Source organism: Microvirga sp. GN3, from assembly GCF_055792825.1.
This window is the reverse complement of sequence record NZ_JBVVAK010000014.1, coordinates 61,799-78,668: the sequence shown is the minus strand read 5'-3', so window position 1 is coordinate 78,668 and position 16,870 is coordinate 61,799. Positions and strand designations below refer to the sequence as shown.

Genomic DNA, 16,870 nt, shown 5'->3' with positions numbered 1-16,870 from the left:
CGGAATGAGTGATACGAAAAACCAGGGCGACAAGACTCTTCATGTGTCGTCCAAGACGCTTTCTCTGAAGCGCCCTGTCGAGCAAGGCACGGTGCGCCAAAGCTTCTCCCATGGCCGGTCCAAGTCGGTCGTGGTGGAGACGGTCAAGCGTCGCCCTGCTGTCGGCCCCGGCGGGGCCAAGGATGAAAAGCCCGCGCCGCATCAGGCCGCGGCACCCGCGAGCGCGCCTAAACCGGCCGCTCCCGCCCCAAAGCCGGCAGCCCCGGCTCAGGGCGGCCGTCCGCAGCGCAGCGCTCCGAACACCCCCCGCTCTGGCGGCATGGTGTTGCAGACGCTCTCCGAGCATGAACGCGATGCGCGCATGAACGCGCTCGTCGATGCACGCCGCCGGGACGAGGAAGATCGCAAGAGACAGGCCGAGGAAGCTGCCCGCCGCGCCGAGCGCGAGGCTACGGAAGCCAAGGAGCGTGAAGCTGCCGAGGCCCGTAAGCGCGAGGAAGACGAGCGCCGCCGCCTGGACGAGGAGCGCAAGCGCCGCGCCGAGGACGAGGCCCGCCGTCGTCTGGGCGAAGAGGCTCCGCGTCAGTCTTCCGCACCGGCTCCGGCCGGTCGCGGACCCAGCTCCGACCGGCCCCGTTCCGATGGTCCCCGTCCTGCCGGCCGTTTCGACGGCCCGCGCACGGGCGGACCTCGCTCGGACGGTCCGCGTCCAGGTGGCTATGGTGGCCCGCGCAGCGGTGGTGGCACCATGGGGGGCCGTCCGCCGAGCCTGAACCATATGGCTCGCCCTGCCGCGCCGGCCACGCCCGATCCGGAAACCGCGAAGCCGAATGTCCGCACGGCTCCGCCCGTTGCTGCTCGCGCTGTGGTGACGGATGACGATGAGGGCACACGTACCATCCGCCGTCCCGGCGTTGCGGCAAAGCCCGCAGCCCTGCCAAAGACGCCCAAGACCGCTCCCGGCGAGGAAAAGCGCCGCGGCCGTCTGACCCTGGCGAACGCGACTTCGGGCGAGGATGAGCGGACCCGCTCGCTCGCCTCCTTCCGTCGCCGCAATCAGCGTCTCATGGGCCACCGTCAGGTGGAACAGAAGGAAAAGATCGCCCGCGAGGTGATTATTCCTGAGACGATCACCATCCAGGAACTCGCCAACCGCATGTCGGAGCGCGCCGTGGACGTGATCAAGTTCCTGATGAAGCAGGGAGAGATGCACAAGATCACCGACGTGATCGATGCCGATACCGCGCAGCTCGTCGCGGAGGAGCTCGGTCATACGGTGAAGCGCGTCGCGGAATCGGACGTCGAGGAAGGCCTCTTCGATACGCCGGATGTGGACGAGAACCTCGTCACCCGTCCGCCGGTCGTGACCATCATGGGCCACGTCGATCACGGCAAGACCTCGCTGCTCGATGCGATCCGCAAGACCAACGTGGTCTCCGGCGAAGCCGGCGGCATCACGCAGCATATCGGCGCCTATCAGGTGACCTCGCCGCTCGGCGGCAAGATCACCTTCATCGATACGCCCGGCCACGCGGCCTTCACGGCCATGCGCGCCCGCGGCGCCAAGGTGACGGATATCGTCGTGCTGGTGGTGGCGGCCGATGACGGCGTCATGCCGCAGACCATCGAGGCGATCAACCACGCGCAGGCGGCCGGCGTGCCGCTGATCGTGGCGATCAACAAGGTGGACAAGCCCGACGCCAACCCGCAGCGGGTCCGCACCGAGCTGCTGCAGCATTCCATCGTCGTCGAGTCGATGGGCGGCGAGACCCTCGAATTCGAGGTTTCCGCCAAGACCGGCCAGGGTCTCGAGACCCTGCTCGAAGGTCTTCAGCTCCAGGCCGAAATCCTCGAGCTCAAGGCCAATGCCGAGCGGTCGGCGGAAGGCACCGTCATTGAGGCGAAGCTCGATCGCGGCCGTGGTCCCGTGGCGACCGTGCTCGTGCAGCGCGGCACGCTCCGCACCGGCGACATCGTCGTGGCCGGCGCCGAATGGGGCCGCGTGCGCGCTCTGATCAACGATCTCGGCGCCAACGTGAAGGAGGCTGGTCCCTCCGTCCCGGTCGAGGTTCTGGGCTTCAACGGCACGCCAGAGGCCGGCGACCGCGTCGCGGTGGTCGAGTCGGAGGCTCGTGCCCGCGAGGTCACCGAATACCGCACCCGCCAGAAGCGCGAGCGTCAGGCGGCCCGCATGGGTTCGGCCGGGCGTACGCTGGCCGACATGATGCGCGACCTCAAGGCCGGAGCGGGCCGCAAGGAATTCCCGCTCGTGGTCCGGGCCGACGTCCAAGGTTCGGCAGAAGCGATCGTGGGTGCTCTCGAGAAGGTCGGCAACGAGGAAGTTGCAGCCCGCATCGTCCAGGCGGGCGTCGGCGGCATCTCGGAATCCGACGTCACCCTGGCGGAAGCCTCCGGCGCCATCATCCTGGCCTTCAACGTGCGTGCCCACAAGGAAGCACGTGAGGCGGCCGAGCGCGCCGGTATCGAGATCCGCTACTACAACATCATCTACGATCTCGTGGATGACGTGAAGGCGGCGATGTCCGGTCTGCTCGCTCCGACGCTGCGCGAGGAGCGGCTCGGCGAGGCGCAGATCCTCGAGGTGTTCAACGTGTCGAAGGTTGGCAAGATCGCCGGCTGCCGCGTCCTCGACGGCGTGGTTCAGCGCGGCGCCCATGTCCGCCTGATCCGCGACAACGTGGTGATCCACGAAGGCAAGCTCTCACAGCTCAAGCGCTTCAAGGACGACGCCCGCGAGGTCACGTCCGGTCAGGAATGCGGTATGTCCTTCGAGAACTACCAGGACATGCGCGTCGGCGATCTGATCGAATGCTATCGCGTGGAAGAGGTGAAGCGGACGCTGTAAGCCGCTTCGCTACTCCCACCCCTGAACAATGCGTCATCACCGGGCTTGTCCCGGTGATCTCGCTTTAATGGGCAGAGTTCCTACTGAATCGAGGTGGCCGGCGACCTGCCACGCCGCCTTGCACGATGGTCCGGTCCAATCCCGGAGAAGTAAAAATGGCTAAACGTTTCGAACAAACCACCGGACCCTCCCAGCGCCAGCAGCGCGTGGCCGAGCTTATTCGCCATGCGCTTGCGGAGGTCCTCTCCCGAGGCGATCTCCAGGACGATGTGCTGACGCGGAACGTCATCACCATTCCGGAAGTGCGCATGTCGCCGGACCTGAAGCTCGCGACCGCCTACATCATGCCGCTCGGCGGCAAGGACGAGGAAGCGGTGCTCAAGGCGCTCGATAAGAACAAGAAGCTGCTGCGCCAAGAGGTGGCCCGCCGGGTCAACCTGAAATTCGCACCCGACCTGCGCTTCCGCCGCGACGAGAGTTTCGACGAGGCCGCGCGTATCGACGCGCTGCTGCGCTCCGAGCGCGTCGCCCGCGATACGGTGAAGCCCGCAACCGACACCTCCGAAGACGACAGCGAGTAAGTGCGATGAACGAAGAACGCCCGCAGCGGAGGCCTCACGGAGACCGACCGAAGAAGCGTGATGTCAATGGATGGATCATCCTCGACAAGGGCGTCGGCATGACCTCGACCCATGCGGTCGCCGTGGTCAAGCGCGGCCTCTCTGCCAAGAAGGCGGGACATGCCGGCACTCTCGACCCGCTCGCCTCCGGCATCCTGCCGATTGCGCTCGGCGAGGCGACCAAGACGGTGCCCTTCGTCATGGACGGGCGCAAATCCTACGTCTTCACGGTCGCCTGGGGTGAGGAGACCACGACCGATGACACCGAGGGCGAAGTGGTCGAGCGGACGGACAGGCTGCCGGAACCGTCCGAGATCGAGGCATTCCTGCCCCGCTTCACCGGCCAAGTGCAGCAGGTGCCGCCGCGCTTCTCGGCGATCAAGATCGCCGGCGAGCGCGCCTACGATCTTGCCCGCGACGGCGAGGTAGTGGAACTACAGCCCCGCACTGTGGAGATCGATCGTCTCTCCCTGATCCATCATGTAGGCAACCGCTCGGTGATCGAGGCCGATTGCGGCAAGGGCACCTATGTGCGTGCCATTGCCCGCGATCTCGGCCGCGCGCTCGGCTGTCTCGGCCATATCGCGGCACTCCGGCGCACACGCGTCGGCCCGTTCACGGAGCACGATGCCGTGATGGTTGACGACATCGCCACCGATCCGGCGGCCCTGCGCCCGGTGGAGATCGCGCTCAGCGAAATCCCCTCGATCACGGTCAGCCGCGACATGGCCGGCCGCCTCATGCGCGGCCAGTCCATCATCCTGCGCGGCCGCGAGGCACCCTTGTCCGGCAAGGTCTATGCCACCTGCAATGGTGTCCTCGTCGCCGTGGGTGACGTGGAGCGCGGCGAGCTTGTGCCGCACCGGGTGTTCAATCTGGGGATCTGACACACCCTCGCCCGTCATCCCCGGACTTGTTCCGGGGATCCAGGTGTTTAGGCCATAAAACGTGGATGGCCGGGACAAGCCCGGCCATGACGGCAAAGAGCCTGGAAGGGCATCACCGATCAGCCATCTCATTGCTCCGCTTGAGAAAAATGATTTCTCTGGCACTTGGGCGCTTTTCGTGTATGGTGCGCCATCTTTTTGACGGCTCATGCCGCAAAAGACGCGTCCGGGTTCGGACCGCGCTGGACGACATCCCGGCCCGGCCCTTCCGGATGCCCCCGACCTGAAGCCCTGAAGGCCAAGGTCTCCTGATAAAGCCAACCTGAAAGGATTGACGATGTCGATTACGGCTGAGCGCAAGAACGCGCTTGTTAAGGAATTCGCCCAGAAGGCTGGCGATACCGGCTCCCCCGAGGTGCAGGTCGCCATTCTGACCGAGCGGATCAACAACCTGACCGGCCACTTCAAGAGCCACACGAAGGACAATCACTCCCGCCGTGGCCTTTTGAAGATGGTGTCGTCGCGCCGTTCGCTTCTCGACTATCTGAAGAAGAAGGACGAGAACCGCTACAAGGTGCTGATCGAGAAGCTCGGCATCCGCCGCTAAGCTTTTTGAAAAACTTCCGTCCGGAGCCCGGCTCCGGACGGATTTCTCCGACACTGCGAGGACTCAAGTCCCGGTGTTTTCAAAGGAGGCGGCAGACACGATGACCATGGCAGGATTGCAAGAGGCTTGTAAGGCGGGCTTGCCCGCGGACGCGAGCCTCTCGCCGTCTTGCTCATGGCATCGAGCCCCCGCCCCGCTGTCATGAAAGACACGCCATGTTCGATATTCAACGCGAAGAACTGATCTGGGCCGGGCGCAAGCTCGTGCTCGAAACGGGCAAGATGGCCCGCCAGGCCGACGGCGCCGTCGTCGCCACTTACGGTGAAACCACCGTTCTCGCCACCGTCGTCTCGGCCAAGGAGCCGAAGGCCGGCATCGATTTCTTCCCGCTCACGGTGAACTACCAGGAGCGCACCTATGCTGCCGGTCGCATTCCGGGCGGCTATTTCAAGCGCGAAGGCCGTCCGACCGAGAAGGAGACCCTCGTCTCCCGTCTCATCGACCGTCCGATCCGCCCCCTCTTCGTCGAAGGCTACAAGAACGACACGCAGGTCGTCGTGACCGTGCTCTCGCACGATCTCGAGAACGATCCTGACATCGTCGGCATGGTGGCCGCCTCCGCTGCTCTCACGCTCTCCGGCGTGCCCTTCATGGGACCGGTCGGCGCTGCCCGTGTCGGTTATATCGGCGGCCAGTACAAGCTGAACCCGCCGCTGCAGGAAATGGACCAGACCTCCCTCGACCTCGTGGTCGCCGGCACCGCCGACGCCGTGCTCATGGTCGAGTCCGAGGCGAAGGAGCTGCCCGAGGACGTGATGCTCGGCGCCGTGATGTTCGGCCACAAGCATTTCCAGCCGGTGATCGAGGCCATCATTCGCCTCGCCGAGAAGGCCGCCAAGGAGCCGCGCGACTACCAGCCTGCGGACGTGTCCGAGGTGGAAAAGGCCGTTCTCGACATCGCCGAGAAGGATCTGCGCGAAGCCTACAAGCTTACCAAGAAGCAGGATCGCTACACCGCCGTCGATGCCGTGAAGGCACGGGTGATGGAGGCTCTCTGCCCGGTCGAGGGTGAGGCCCGCTTCGAGGCCGAGAAGGTCAAGTCGGTCTTCAAGGAGGCCCAGGCCAAGGTCGTGCGCTGGAACGTCCTCGACACCGGCACCCGCATCGACGGTCGCGATCTCAAGACCGTCCGTCCGATCGTGTCGGAAGTCGGCGTCCTGCCGCGCACCCACGGCTCGGCCGTGTTCACCCGCGGCGAGACCCAGGCGCTGGTCGTGACCACGCTCGGCACCGGCGAGGACGAGCAGTTCATCGACGAGCTGGAGGGCACCCGCAAGGAGACCTTCCTGCTGCACTACAACTTCCCGCCCTATTCCGTCGGTGAGACGGGCCGCATGGGCTCGCCCGGCCGCCGCGAAATCGGCCACGGCAAGCTCGCCTGGCGCGCCATCCACCCGATGCTGCCGGCCGCTCACGACTTCCCCTACACGATCCGCGTCGTGTCGGAGATCACCGAGTCGAACGGCTCCTCGTCGATGGCCTCCGTCTGCGGCGCCTCGCTGGCGCTGATGGATGCGGGCGTTCCTCTGCGCCGTCCGGTGGCGGGCATCGCCATGGGCCTCATCCTCGAGGGTGAGCGCTACGCGGTCCTGTCCGACATTCTCGGCGACGAGGATCACCTCGGCGACATGGACTTCAAGGTGGCGGGCACGGAAGCCGGCATCACCTCGCTCCAGATGGACATCAAGATCGCCGGCATCACGGAAGAGATCATGCGCGTCGCGCTCGAGCAGGCTCAGGCCGGCCGCACGCACATCCTCGCCGAGATGAACAAGGCGCTGACCGCGCCGCGCGCCGAGCTCGGCGAGCATGCCCCGCGCATCGAGACCATGCAGATCCCGGTCGACAAGATCCGCGAAGTCATCGGTTCGGGCGGCAAGGTCATCCGCGAGATCGTGGAGAAGACCGGCGCCAAGATCGACATCAACGACGACGGTCTCATCAAGATCGCCTCGGCCGACGGCAAGTCGATCAAGGCCGCCTATAACTGGATCCGCTCCATCGTCGCCGAGCCCGAGGTCAACGTGATCTACGAGGGCACGGTGGTGAAGGTGATGGAATTCGGCGCCTTCGTGAACTTCTTCGGTTCCCGCGACGGCCTCGTCCACATCTCCGAGCTCGCCAAGAACCGCGTCGGCAAGGTCACCGATGTGGTCAAGGAAGGCGACAAGGTGAAGGTGAAGTTCCTCGGCATGGACGAGCGCGGCAAGGTCCGTCTCTCCATGAAGGTCGTCAACCAGGAGACCGGCGAGGACATCACCGAGCAGCTCAAGGCCGAACGCGACGCCGAGCGCGCCCAGCGCGATCAGCAGAAGCAGGCCGGCGAGTAATTGCATTAAGCTTTATAGAGAACAGAAAAGGCGCGGTTTGAACCGCGCCTTTTTCTTTGTCCGTGAGAAAAACGCTACTTTAGCGGAAGATAGATATCCGTCCGCAACTCGGTCGGCGGCGTGTCGCGCGGGCTGTTGAGATATTCCTCGAAGACGGGCGCATCGGCAGCCTCGCGTCCGGAAGACGGCAGCCATTGGCCGAAGAGCCAATCATAGGCCACGCGCATGTCGCCATAGGGACCTTTGTATTTCAGCACCGCATAATCGCCACCTTGAATACGCGTGCTGAAAAGCGGTGCATCGACCGTCGTTGGTTCATTCACGACAACAGCAGCCTGGGATCTCAATTCAGCTTCGGGAACGCTCGTCGGATCGTCGAGATAGACACCGACCATGCGCAGGTCCGGCCGGATCAGGCTGCGCTGCGCAAGCGTCGTGAAGAGCAGGTCGAAGCTCTTGCCGATATTCATGTAGGGGCCGCGATGCTCCACGGCGATCAAGTTCATTGAGGAAACGGTTGTGATGCCAACGTCATACATGACATGAACTCCTTGCGGTGGATGAGCCTTGAAGACCGAATGACTGCCGACCTCGCGGTATGTGGCGGGCGGCAATCCGAAAGCGGCGCTGAAGGCCCGCGTAAACGAAGCCTGGCTGTCGTAGCCCGCCCGTTCCGCTACTTTCGCGATCGGCATGCTGGTATGGGCGAGATCGGCGGCGGCGCGCTGCAGCCTCAGGCGCCGGACGGTCGCAGTAACCGTTTCGCCGAAATGGCCATGATAGATCCGGTGCCAATGATAGGGCGAGAGGCACGCAATGCTGGCGAGCACGTCGAGACTGAGTTCCTCATCCAGATGATCATGAATGTAGGCGGACACCCGCGTCAGGCGGCTGGCATAGCTTTCCGAAGTCGCTTGTTCCATCGTGCGGCGTCCGTCCTTCAGGCTGTTGTCCCAACCTTAGACAGAATGCCTTTGATAAATCCTGCTCTTTTGTATCACCGCCCCAAACTGCCCGCCTCCGGAATAATCCAACTTCCCAGCGGCGCCGCCCGCCCCCTGATCTGCACGATCTGACGGTCGCGATCGGAGAGGTCGAGGCCGGCGCGGGTGGCGAGGTCTTCGGAGATCACGAGTTCGACGTTGAGTTCCTTGGCAAGGCCTTCGAGACGGCTTGCGGCGTTGATGGTGTCACCGACGGCGGTGAGGCTTGTCGCCTGGCCATAGCCCATCTGCCCGACGATGGCGGGGCCGGCGTGAAGGCCCATGGCGATCTTTAAAGGGTGCTCGAATTCACTCTCATATTCCTCGTTGAGATGGACGAGCGCCGCCTTGATCCGCAGCGCCGCGTCGAGCGCCTGTTTCGCCGCCTGCTGCGGCGTGGTTTTCAGGCCGAAGAGGGCGAGCACGCCGTCGCCGATGAACTTGTCGATATAGCCGCCCGCATCCTCGACGGATTCGCCCACCACCTCGAAATAGCGGTTGAGAATGAAAACCGTGTCGAAGGGCAGGCGCCGTTCGGCCAAACTCGTAAACCCGCGCAGATCGCAGAACAAAACCGCGATTTCCTGCTCCTGTCCCTGAGCCCGGCCGCCGCGCACGAGCGAGGTCACGCCGTTGCGCCCCGTGGACAGGATCGGCACCACCGAGACGTCATGGGTCGGCCGGAACTGGCAGGCGAGCCTCACATTGGGGCCGGCCTTGATGCGCGCGAGTGTGCCGCGCTCCTGGGCGCTTGGCGGCGGCTGGCGCTGATGACCATCCAGCACTCGCACCCGACAGGTGGAGCAGCGCCCTCTTCCGCCACAGACGGCGACATGCGGGATGCCGGCGATACGGCTTGCCTCCAGCACGCTGAATCCCTGGGGTACGGTCGCGATCTGATCGTTGGGGTAGAAGACGCGCACCCGCCGTGACCACAACAATCCGCTGCGAATGACGCGAGCTGCGACAGTGGCCGCAAGCAGCCCCCCGAAGAAGGCATAAAGGACAGGACCGGCCATCGGTATCAAGCCGGAGGCAGCGGGAGCCGGACTTTGCACGAACCGTCCCGGCTCGTCCGCGATCTCCCTCCCCGCCTCGGCAAAGCCGAGCAGCGCGAGGACGGGAACGAGGACAGCACCCGTGTAGAGGAGCAGCGCGGAGCGCGGGAACCAGGTTTTCGGGCGCAGCCAGAAATAGATGCCGAGACATCCGTGCAGCCAGGCAATCACCAAAGCGATCGCCTGCCTGGCACCAACTTCGGGATTGTTGATCCAGAGATTGCGAACCACTTCCGGGTAGCCGGAATCCTGCCCGGTCAGGGCCCATTCCACCCGGGTCCCGACCACATGGGCGATCAGCAGGAACGGCAGGCTCACCCCCAAGGCCAGCTGTGCCGCCTCGCGGACCGGCATGCGCAGGGTGCGGCGGCGATAGAGCGCCAACAGCGCCAGCAGGAAATGCACGAGAATGGAGCCGTAAAGAAGTACGGTCCCGACGGGATTTCGCCACACGCGGTTGAACCAGACGCGTCCTGCTTCCATCGTCTCAATGGAGACGAGGCCGAGCGCGTGATTGCTGAAATGGGTGAGGAGAAAGGCCCCGAGCACCAAGCCTGTGAACAGGCGAATCTCGCGCGTCCGGATCGTGATCTCAGAGACGGGCGGCTCCGGTGCCAGTTTGCCTTGCAGGCTTTTCATACGCGTCTTTCACATCGGCCCAGCTTCAAAGGCTTTCAGGCTTGCCTGCCGCTATGCAGTTGCACCAAGGTGCGGATTGTCAAATCACGATCCCTGCATCGGCTCCTCTTCTATGTCTCATCTCATCACCAGCCTCGCGGAACTCGAAGCCCTTTACGGCGAGGTCAACAAGGGTTCGCTCCTGAAGGAGACGGATCGGGTTGTGCCCGAGTATCGCGCCTTCATCGAGGCCGCGCCCTTCGTGGCCCTCGCCACCCGGGGACCGGAGGGTCTCGATTGCTCACCCCGCGGCGACGGACCGGGCTTCGTGCGCGTTCAGGACGAAAAGACCCTGTTGCTGCCGGACCGGCGCGGCAACAACCGCCTCGATTCGCTGCGCAACATCGTGCGCGATCCGAGCGTCGCCCTGCTGTTCCTGATTCCCGGCATCGGCGAGACTCTGCGCGTCAACGGTCGAGCGGTGATTTCGGTCGATCCTTCTCTGCTCGAAAGCTTCGCCATCGACGGCAAGGCGCCGAAATCCGTCATCGCCGTCACGGTCGAGGCCGTCTATTTCCAATGTGCCCGCGCGATCATGCGCTCGGAGTTATGGAACCCGAGAAAGCACGTGGCGCGCGGCTCATTACCGAGCGCGGGCCAGATCCTCGCGGCCCTGTCGAACAACGAGGTGGGCGGCGAAGCTTATGACGAGGAACTGCCGGAAAGGCAGCGTACAACCCTTTATTGACGCAGGATGCGCTTGACCTGAAGTCCCCTGCCCCCGAAAAGGCAGATCCCACTTGTTCTGGATAAGGCACAAGGACATTCCATGACGATCCAACGCATCAAGCCCGGCCCGCGCATGAGCGGCGCCGTCGTTCACGGCAACACGGTCTATCTCGCCGGCCAGGTCGCCAATCAGAGCGCCGGGCAAAGCGTCACCGAGCAGACGAAGGAAATCCTCTCGATCATCGACGGCCTGCTGACGGAGGCCGGCACCGACAAGTCGAAGCTCCTGATGGTCAATATCTGGCTCACCGACATGGGCACGTTCCAGGAAATGAACGCGGTGTGGGATGCCTGGGTTTCCGCCGGCAACACCCCGGCCCGTGCCACCGTCGAGGCGAAGCTTGCAGCGCCCGCCTTCAAGGTCGAGATCGCCGTCATCGCGGCCAAGTAAGCTTTGCTGCCAAGTTAAGTTTTTCAGCAAAAAGAAGCGGGCCGTACGGCCCGCTTCTTCATTCACCCTTCGATTTCGTTATGGGCAGGGATGGCGCCGGCCATCGTAGCCGAGATAGGTGCCCGAGGCCGGGTCATAGGACCGGTAGCGCTGAGCGCAATAGGCATTGCCGCCATAGACCGGCGCAGCCTGCGACTGGGCAATGGCGCCGCCGATGATGGCGCCAGTCGCAAGGCCGATAGCGCCTGCTGCGGCAGCTGAGCCGTAATCACGGCGGTAGTAACGTGGGCCGTAATAGCCATAACGGGAGCCATAGTAGCCGCGGCGCGCACCGTAGTAACGGCGGTCCACATAGCGCGGGCCACCACCGCGATAAGCACGCCGAACGGCGCGTCCACGATAGTAATCCTGCACGTACGCAGTCTTCACGTTGCCGTTCTGCACCGCGGCGACGAGTTCATTCATTGGTGTGGTCTGAGCCTCGGCGGCAAAAGCCGGAACGGCGAGGCCAAAGGTGCCGAGCGCAGCCGTGGCCGCGACAGCCATGAAGAATTTACGCATGGGACAACTCCTCCAATCTCGGGAGGCGAACGCAAAAAACCTCGGGTCGTTCCCCTTTTGAGGAATTTCGGTCTATCTCTCGCGGGAACGTGAGGATCGAGAGGCGGTTTCGTGCACTTGGGGGTGCCTCGCCTCTTCGAGACGGTCGCGGCGTAACCTCCTAGCGCATCGTGCGGAAAAGTGGACCCGGTTTTCCGCGCCGAACGATGCGCTCTTCAAAGAGTGGAGCATCGGATTGAATCCCAAAAGTGGGTCCACTTTTGGGTCCGATGCTCTAGGTAAGAGCTTGAAGAAGGGCCGAATTGTAGGCCAGCCTCTCAGGATGAGGATTGTGAGGCCGAAAACGACAATGGCCGGATCAAGCCCGGCCATGACGATTGCGTAATTCTTCGGCTCACAGAATGAACCGGCTCAGATCCGTGTTCTTCGCCAGCGTCTCCACCTCGCCGCGCACGTAAGCCGCGTTGATGGTCACCGTTTCACCCGAGCGGTCGGGGGCCGTGAAGGAGACGTCGTCGAGCACGCGCTCCAGCACCGTCTGCAGACGGCGGGCGCCGATATTCTCGACCGAGTTGTTCACATCGACGGCCACCTGAGCGAGCGCATCGATGGCATCGTCGGTGAAGACGAGATTCACGCCCTCGGTATGCATCAACGCAACCGATTGCTTGATCAGGCTCGCTTCCGTCTCGGTGAGGATGCGCTTGAAATCCTCCACCGTCAGCGGTGCGAGCTCGACACGAATCGGCAGACGACCCTGCAGCTCGGGCAGCAGATCCGACGGCTTCGAGACATGGAACGCGCCGGAGGCGATGAAGAGGATATGGTCGGTCTTCACCGGCCCGTATTTCGTCGACACCGTCGTGCCTTCGATCAGCGGCAGCAGATCGCGCTGCACGCCCTCGCGGGAGACATCGGCACCGGTGCGGCCTTCGCGGCCGGCGATCTTGTCGATCTCGTCGAGGAACACGATGCCGTTATTCTCCACCTGACGCAGCGCTTCCTGCACGATGGCGTCCTGGTCGATCAGCTTGTCGGCTTCTTCCGTCACCAGCGGCTCATAGGCTTCGCGCACGGTGGTGCGGCGGGTTTTCGAGCGACCACCGCCGAACGCCTTGCCGAACATGTCGGAAAGATTGATCGCACCGACCGACGCGCCGGGCATGCCGGGGATCTCGAACATCGGCATCCCCTGCCCTCCACCCGATTGCAGCTCGACCTCGATCTCCTTCTCGTCGAGCTCGTTGGCGCGCAGCTTGCGGCGGAAGGCATCGCGGGTGGCGGCGCTGGCAGTGGAACCAACGAGCGCATCGAGCACACGCTCTTCCGCCGACACATGCGCCTTCGCCTGGACCTGGCGGCGGCGTTCGTCCTTCACGAGACCGATGCCGATCTCGACGAGGTCACGGACGATCTGCTCCACGTCACGGCCGACATAGCCGACCTCCGTAAACTTCGTCGCTTCCACCTTGATGAAAGGCGCGCCCGCGAGCTTGGCGAGGCGACGCGAGATCTCTGTCTTGCCGCAGCCCGTGGGGCCGATCATGAGAATGTTCTTCGGCGCCACCTCTTCGCGCAGCCCACCTTCGAGCTGCTGCCGGCGCCAGCGGTTGCGCAGAGCAATGGCGACCGCACGCTTGGCGTCGTTCTGGCCAACGATGTAGCGGTCGAGTTCGGAAACGATTTCGCGGGGAGAAAACGTGGTCATCACTTCATCTTCCGGTGTCATCCCCGGCCGAGGCAGCGAAGGCTGCTGGAGGGGAGGATCCACAATCAAGGCTTTCTTCCATGTCCAGATCCCCTTCCCGGCCGCGTTGCGGCCGCCAGGGATGACACGAACGGGTTTTACGCGGCTTCCAATGTTTCGATGACGATGTTCGCATTGGTATAGACGCAGATCTCGGCGGCGATAGCGAGAGACCGGCGCACGATGGCTTCCGCATCCATGTCGGAATCGGCGAGCGCCCGCGCGGCAGCAAGCGCATAATTGCCGCCGGAGCCGATGGCCATGATGCCGTTTTCCGGCTCCAGCACGTCGCCAGCGCCGGAGAGCAGCAGACCCACATCCTTGTCGGCGACGAGCATCATCGCTTCCAGGCGCCGCAGGTAGCGGTCGGTACGCCAGTCCTTGGTGAGCTCGACGCAGGCGCGGGTGAGCTGGCCCGGATATTGTTCGAGCTTGGCCTCGAGCCGCTCGAACAGAGTGAAGGCATCGGCCGTGGAGCCGGCAAAGCCGCCGATCACACCCCCCTTGGCGAGGCGGCGGACTTTTTTCGCATTGCCCTTCACGACGGTCTGGCCAAGGCTGACCTGCCCATCACCGCCGATGACGACGCGGCCGCCTTTGCGGACCATAAGGATCGTGGTGGCATGCATGCGGGGGGTGGCGTCTTCAGACACGAGGGTCAAACTCCGGAGGGCGGGATCTAATCAGCATCGGCCACACGGCCGTTTCAAGGCCTGACTTAATCACTGATCGGGCAAAAGCAACGCGGGTGGCATTTCTGCGCAGGTCTTGCTAGAAGGCCTCGTCTCTTGTTCCGCAAAGGATTTTGATGATGCGCTCCGCGAGCGTTAGCCGTCGCACCGCCGAGACCGATGTCGCCGTGTCGATTGCCCTCGATGGAATCGGCAAGGCCGAGATCTCCACGGGGGTCGGCTTCCTCGACCATATGCTCGAACTGTTTGCCCGACACGGTCACTTCGACCTGACCGTGAAGGTGACCGGCGACCTGCATGTGGATCAGCATCATACGACCGAGGACACCGGGATCGCGCTCGGTCAGGCCATCCTGCAGGCGCTTGGCGATAAAAAGGGCATCTCGCGCTATGCCGACATCCATCTGCCGATGGACGAGACCTTGACGCGCGTGGCGCTCGACATATCGGGCCGCCCCTTCCTCGTGTTCCGGACCACCTTCCCGACGGAGAAGATCGGCGTTTTCGACACCGAACTGGTACGTGAATTCTATCAGGCGTTCGCCATCAACGCAGGCCTGACACTCCATGTGGAGACGCTCTACGGCGAGAACAGCCACCATATCGCCGAGAGCTGCTTCAAAGGCTTGGCACGGGCCTTGCGTCAGGCCGTGGCACTGGACCCAAGGGAAGAGGGCCGCGTTCCCTCCACCAAGGGTACACTCTAAATCCTTTTAAGATCCCTTGTCCGGCGGGCACGCCAGCGTCACCTCACCGGACGAGGCCTGAGGAAACGTCGCCATGACCACCTTTACTCTGCACCTCGCGCGCGATGCGCGGCCGGGTGATCCGACAGCTCTGGACGAGTCGGAGCTCGTGAAGGATGCCTTTTCCTGGGGCGCCTTCTTCTTCACCTTCCTGTGGTTCTTCTACCACCGGCTCTGGCTTGCCGGGATCGGCGTGCTGATCCTCGTCTTCGCCTTCGGCGGCCTCATGGCCCTGCTCGACGTGCATCCGCTTGCCAGCACCGTCGCGCAGCTTCTGCTGCAGGCCCTGATCGGGCTCGAGGCCAATAGCCTGAGGCGCTGGACCCTGGCGCGCCGCGGCCTGCCCATGGTCGATGCGGTCACAGCAGAAGACCGGGACGAAGCGGAAACCAAGGCCTTCGCCCGCTGGCTCGAGGCCAGGCCGACCTCCCTGCCCCGCAGCCCGGCCTCCACATCCATCCTGTCCACTCCTCGGAGGTCCGAACCGGTGATCGGCCTCTTTCCCGATGCGGAGCGTCCCCGGTGAGCGTCGCCATCATCGATTACGGGTCCGGCAACCTGCACTCCGCCGCCAAGGCTTTCGAGCGGGCCGCGCGCGAGGCGGAGCTCGATCTCACCATTACGGTTTCTTCCGATCCAACCCTCGTCGCCAAGGCCGACCGGATCGTACTGCCGGGCGTCGGCGCCTTCGCCGATTGCCGCCGCGGGCTCGATGCCGTACCGGGTATGGTGGAAGCGCTGCAACGGCGCGTCCATGAGGACAAGCGCCCCTTCCTCGGCATCTGCGTCGGCATGCAGCTCATGGCGACGCGCGGGCTTGAGCACACGACGAGCTACGGCCTCGACTGGATCCATGGTGACGTGAAGGCGATTACGCCGAGCGATCACTCTCTCAAGATCCCGCATATGGGCTGGAACACGCTGCAACAGGTGAAGCCGCACGCGATCCTCGACGGCATTCCGACCGGACCGGTCGGTCTGCACGCCTATTTCGTGCATTCCTATGCGCTCTCGCCCGCCGATCCGAACGACGTGGTCGCCACCGCCGATTACGGCGGCCCGGTCACGGCCATCGTCGGACGGGACAATCTCGTCGGCACGCAATTTCACCCCGAAAAGAGCCAGGCTCTCGGCCTCAAGCTCATCGCCAATTTTCTAAGGTGGCGCCCGTGATCCTTTATCCTGCCATCGATCTCAAAGAGGGCCGCTGCGTCCGCCTCATTCAAGGCGACATGGACCAGGCGACCGTGTTCAACGACGATCCCGCCGATCAGGCTGCCACCTTCGTGGCCCAGGGCTTCGAGTGGCTGCACGTGGTCGACCTCGACGGCGCCTTTGCCGGCAAGCCGATGAATGCTTCCGCCGTCGAAAACATCCTCAAGCGGGTGACGATCCCGGTGCAGCTCGGCGGCGGCATCCGCGACATGAAGACGGTTGAAGGCTGGCTCGGAAAGGGCGTCTCCCGCGTCATTATCGGCACAGCCGCCGTGCGCGACCCCGCCTTCGTGCGCGAGGCCGCGCGCCTCCATCCGGGCAAGATCGCGGTCGGCATCGACGCCAAGGACGGGCTCGTCGCCGTGGAAGGCTGGGCCCAGACCTCGACCCTGTCAGCGGAGGAACTCGGCCGCCGCTTCGAGGATGCGGGCGTCGCCGCCATCATCTACACCGACATCGCCCGTGACGGCATTCTCAAAGGCCTCAACTTCCCGATGACCTTGGGGCTCGCCCGCGCCGTCTCGATCCCCGTCATTGCCTCCGGCGGCCTTGCCTCCATGGCCGATATCGAGCGGCTGACCCAGCCCGATTGCTCCGTCCTCAACGGCGCCATCTCCGGTCGTGCGCTTTATGACGGGCGGATCGATCCGAGCGAAGCGCTGGCGCTACTGAAGGCGGTGTGCGCTTGAATTCAAATCCT

16 protein-coding genes are annotated in these 16,870 nt (G+C 64.0%); 11 read left to right on the top strand and 5 right to left on the bottom strand.

Going from position 1 to position 16,870, the window contains the following annotated elements:
* Window positions 1-4: 4 nt before the first annotated feature.
* The 5 genes from infB to pnp all read left to right on the top strand — a co-directional run bounded on the left by infB (window position 5) and on the right by pnp (window position 7,370).
* Window positions 5-2,866 (top strand): translation initiation factor IF-2, encoded by a 2,862-nt coding sequence (infB, locus tag ACS5Q1_RS09670; RefSeq protein WP_473097946.1) that lies wholly within the window; start codon window positions 5-7, stop codon window positions 2,864-2,866.
* A 155-nt stretch (window positions 2,867-3,021) separates the two neighbouring features.
* Window positions 3,022-3,447 (top strand): 30S ribosome-binding factor RbfA, encoded by a 426-nt coding sequence (gene rbfA, locus ACS5Q1_RS09665; RefSeq protein WP_203441839.1) that lies wholly within the window; start codon window positions 3,022-3,024, stop codon window positions 3,445-3,447.
* A gap of 5 nt (window positions 3,448-3,452) precedes the next feature.
* Window positions 3,453-4,373, top strand: a complete 921-nt coding sequence (gene truB, locus ACS5Q1_RS09660; RefSeq protein WP_473097945.1) for a tRNA pseudouridine(55) synthase TruB — start codon at window positions 3,453-3,455, stop codon at window positions 4,371-4,373.
* Window positions 4,374-4,710: 337 nt separating this feature from the next.
* The gene (gene rpsO / locus ACS5Q1_RS09655) at window positions 4,711-4,980 is read left to right on the top strand and encodes a 30S ribosomal protein S15 (RefSeq protein WP_203441841.1); all 270 of its coding nucleotides are present in this window, start codon (window positions 4,711-4,713) and stop codon (window positions 4,978-4,980) included.
* A 215-nt stretch (window positions 4,981-5,195) separates the two neighbouring features.
* Window positions 5,196-7,370, top strand: a complete 2,175-nt coding sequence (pnp, locus tag ACS5Q1_RS09650) for a polyribonucleotide nucleotidyltransferase (RefSeq protein ID WP_473097944.1) — start codon at window positions 5,196-5,198, stop codon at window positions 7,368-7,370.
* A gap of 74 nt (window positions 7,371-7,444) precedes the next feature.
* On the opposite strand, the gene ACS5Q1_RS09645 is transcribed toward pnp, so the two are convergent.
* Window positions 7,445-8,293, bottom strand: coding sequence for an AraC family transcriptional regulator (locus tag ACS5Q1_RS09645; RefSeq protein WP_473097943.1), 849 nt, complete (start codon window positions 8,291-8,293; stop codon window positions 7,445-7,447).
* A gap of 74 nt (window positions 8,294-8,367) precedes the next feature.
* Entirely contained in the window at window positions 8,368-10,050 is a 1,683-nt protein-coding gene (locus ACS5Q1_RS09640; protein WP_473097942.1) for an adenylate/guanylate cyclase domain-containing protein, read from the bottom strand.
* Between the two features lie 112 nt (window positions 10,051-10,162).
* Between ACS5Q1_RS09640 and ACS5Q1_RS09635 the strand changes: the two genes are divergently transcribed.
* Window positions 10,163-10,777 carry a pyridoxamine 5'-phosphate oxidase family protein gene (locus ACS5Q1_RS09635; RefSeq protein WP_473097941.1) on the top strand — a complete coding sequence of 205 codons (615 nt, stop codon included), beginning with the start codon at window positions 10,163-10,165 and terminating at the stop codon, window positions 10,775-10,777.
* Between the two features lie 81 nt (window positions 10,778-10,858).
* The gene (locus ACS5Q1_RS09630) at window positions 10,859-11,209 is read left to right on the top strand and encodes a RidA family protein (protein WP_473097940.1); all 351 of its coding nucleotides are present in this window, start codon (window positions 10,859-10,861) and stop codon (window positions 11,207-11,209) included.
* Window positions 11,210-11,287: 78 nt separating this feature from the next.
* On the opposite strand, the gene ACS5Q1_RS09625 is transcribed toward ACS5Q1_RS09630, so the two are convergent.
* From ACS5Q1_RS09625 to hslV, 3 genes are all read right to left on the bottom strand, one after another.
* A complete protein-coding gene (locus ACS5Q1_RS09625) occupies window positions 11,288-11,755 on the bottom strand; it encodes a BA14K family protein (protein ID WP_473097973.1) in 468 nt (155 codons plus the stop codon).
* A 409-nt stretch (window positions 11,756-12,164) separates the two neighbouring features.
* Window positions 12,165-13,478, bottom strand: a complete 1,314-nt coding sequence (hslU, locus tag ACS5Q1_RS09620) for an ATP-dependent protease ATPase subunit HslU (RefSeq protein ID WP_473097939.1) — start codon at window positions 13,476-13,478, stop codon at window positions 12,165-12,167.
* A 137-nt stretch (window positions 13,479-13,615) separates the two neighbouring features.
* Window positions 13,616-14,146 carry an ATP-dependent protease subunit HslV gene (hslV, locus tag ACS5Q1_RS09615; RefSeq protein ID WP_473097970.1) on the bottom strand — a complete coding sequence of 177 codons (531 nt, stop codon included), beginning with the start codon at window positions 14,144-14,146 and terminating at the stop codon, window positions 13,616-13,618.
* Window positions 14,147-14,328: 182 nt separating this feature from the next.
* On the opposite strand from hslV, the gene hisB reads away from it, so the two are divergent.
* The 4 genes from hisB to hisA all read left to right on the top strand — a co-directional run bounded on the left by hisB (window position 14,329) and on the right by hisA (window position 16,859).
* Window positions 14,329-14,916: an imidazoleglycerol-phosphate dehydratase HisB gene (hisB, locus tag ACS5Q1_RS09610; RefSeq protein WP_473097969.1), complete on the top strand. Its 588-nt coding sequence runs from the start codon at window positions 14,329-14,331 to the stop codon at window positions 14,914-14,916.
* A gap of 73 nt (window positions 14,917-14,989) precedes the next feature.
* Window positions 14,990-15,481 carry a DUF2628 domain-containing protein gene (locus ACS5Q1_RS09605; RefSeq protein ID WP_473097938.1) on the top strand — a complete coding sequence of 164 codons (492 nt, stop codon included), beginning with the start codon at window positions 14,990-14,992 and terminating at the stop codon, window positions 15,479-15,481.
* Window positions 15,478-16,128 (top strand): imidazole glycerol phosphate synthase subunit HisH, encoded by a 651-nt coding sequence (gene hisH / locus ACS5Q1_RS09600; protein WP_473097937.1) that lies wholly within the window; start codon window positions 15,478-15,480, stop codon window positions 16,126-16,128. The genes ACS5Q1_RS09605 and hisH overlap by 4 nt, the downstream gene beginning before the upstream one ends.
* A complete protein-coding gene (gene hisA / locus ACS5Q1_RS09595; protein ID WP_473097936.1) occupies window positions 16,116-16,859 on the top strand; it encodes a 1-(5-phosphoribosyl)-5-[(5-phosphoribosylamino)methylideneamino]imidazole-4-carboxamide isomerase in 744 nt (247 codons plus the stop codon). The genes hisH and hisA overlap by 13 nt, the downstream gene beginning before the upstream one ends.
* The last annotated feature ends 11 nt before the right edge of the window (window positions 16,860-16,870 follow it).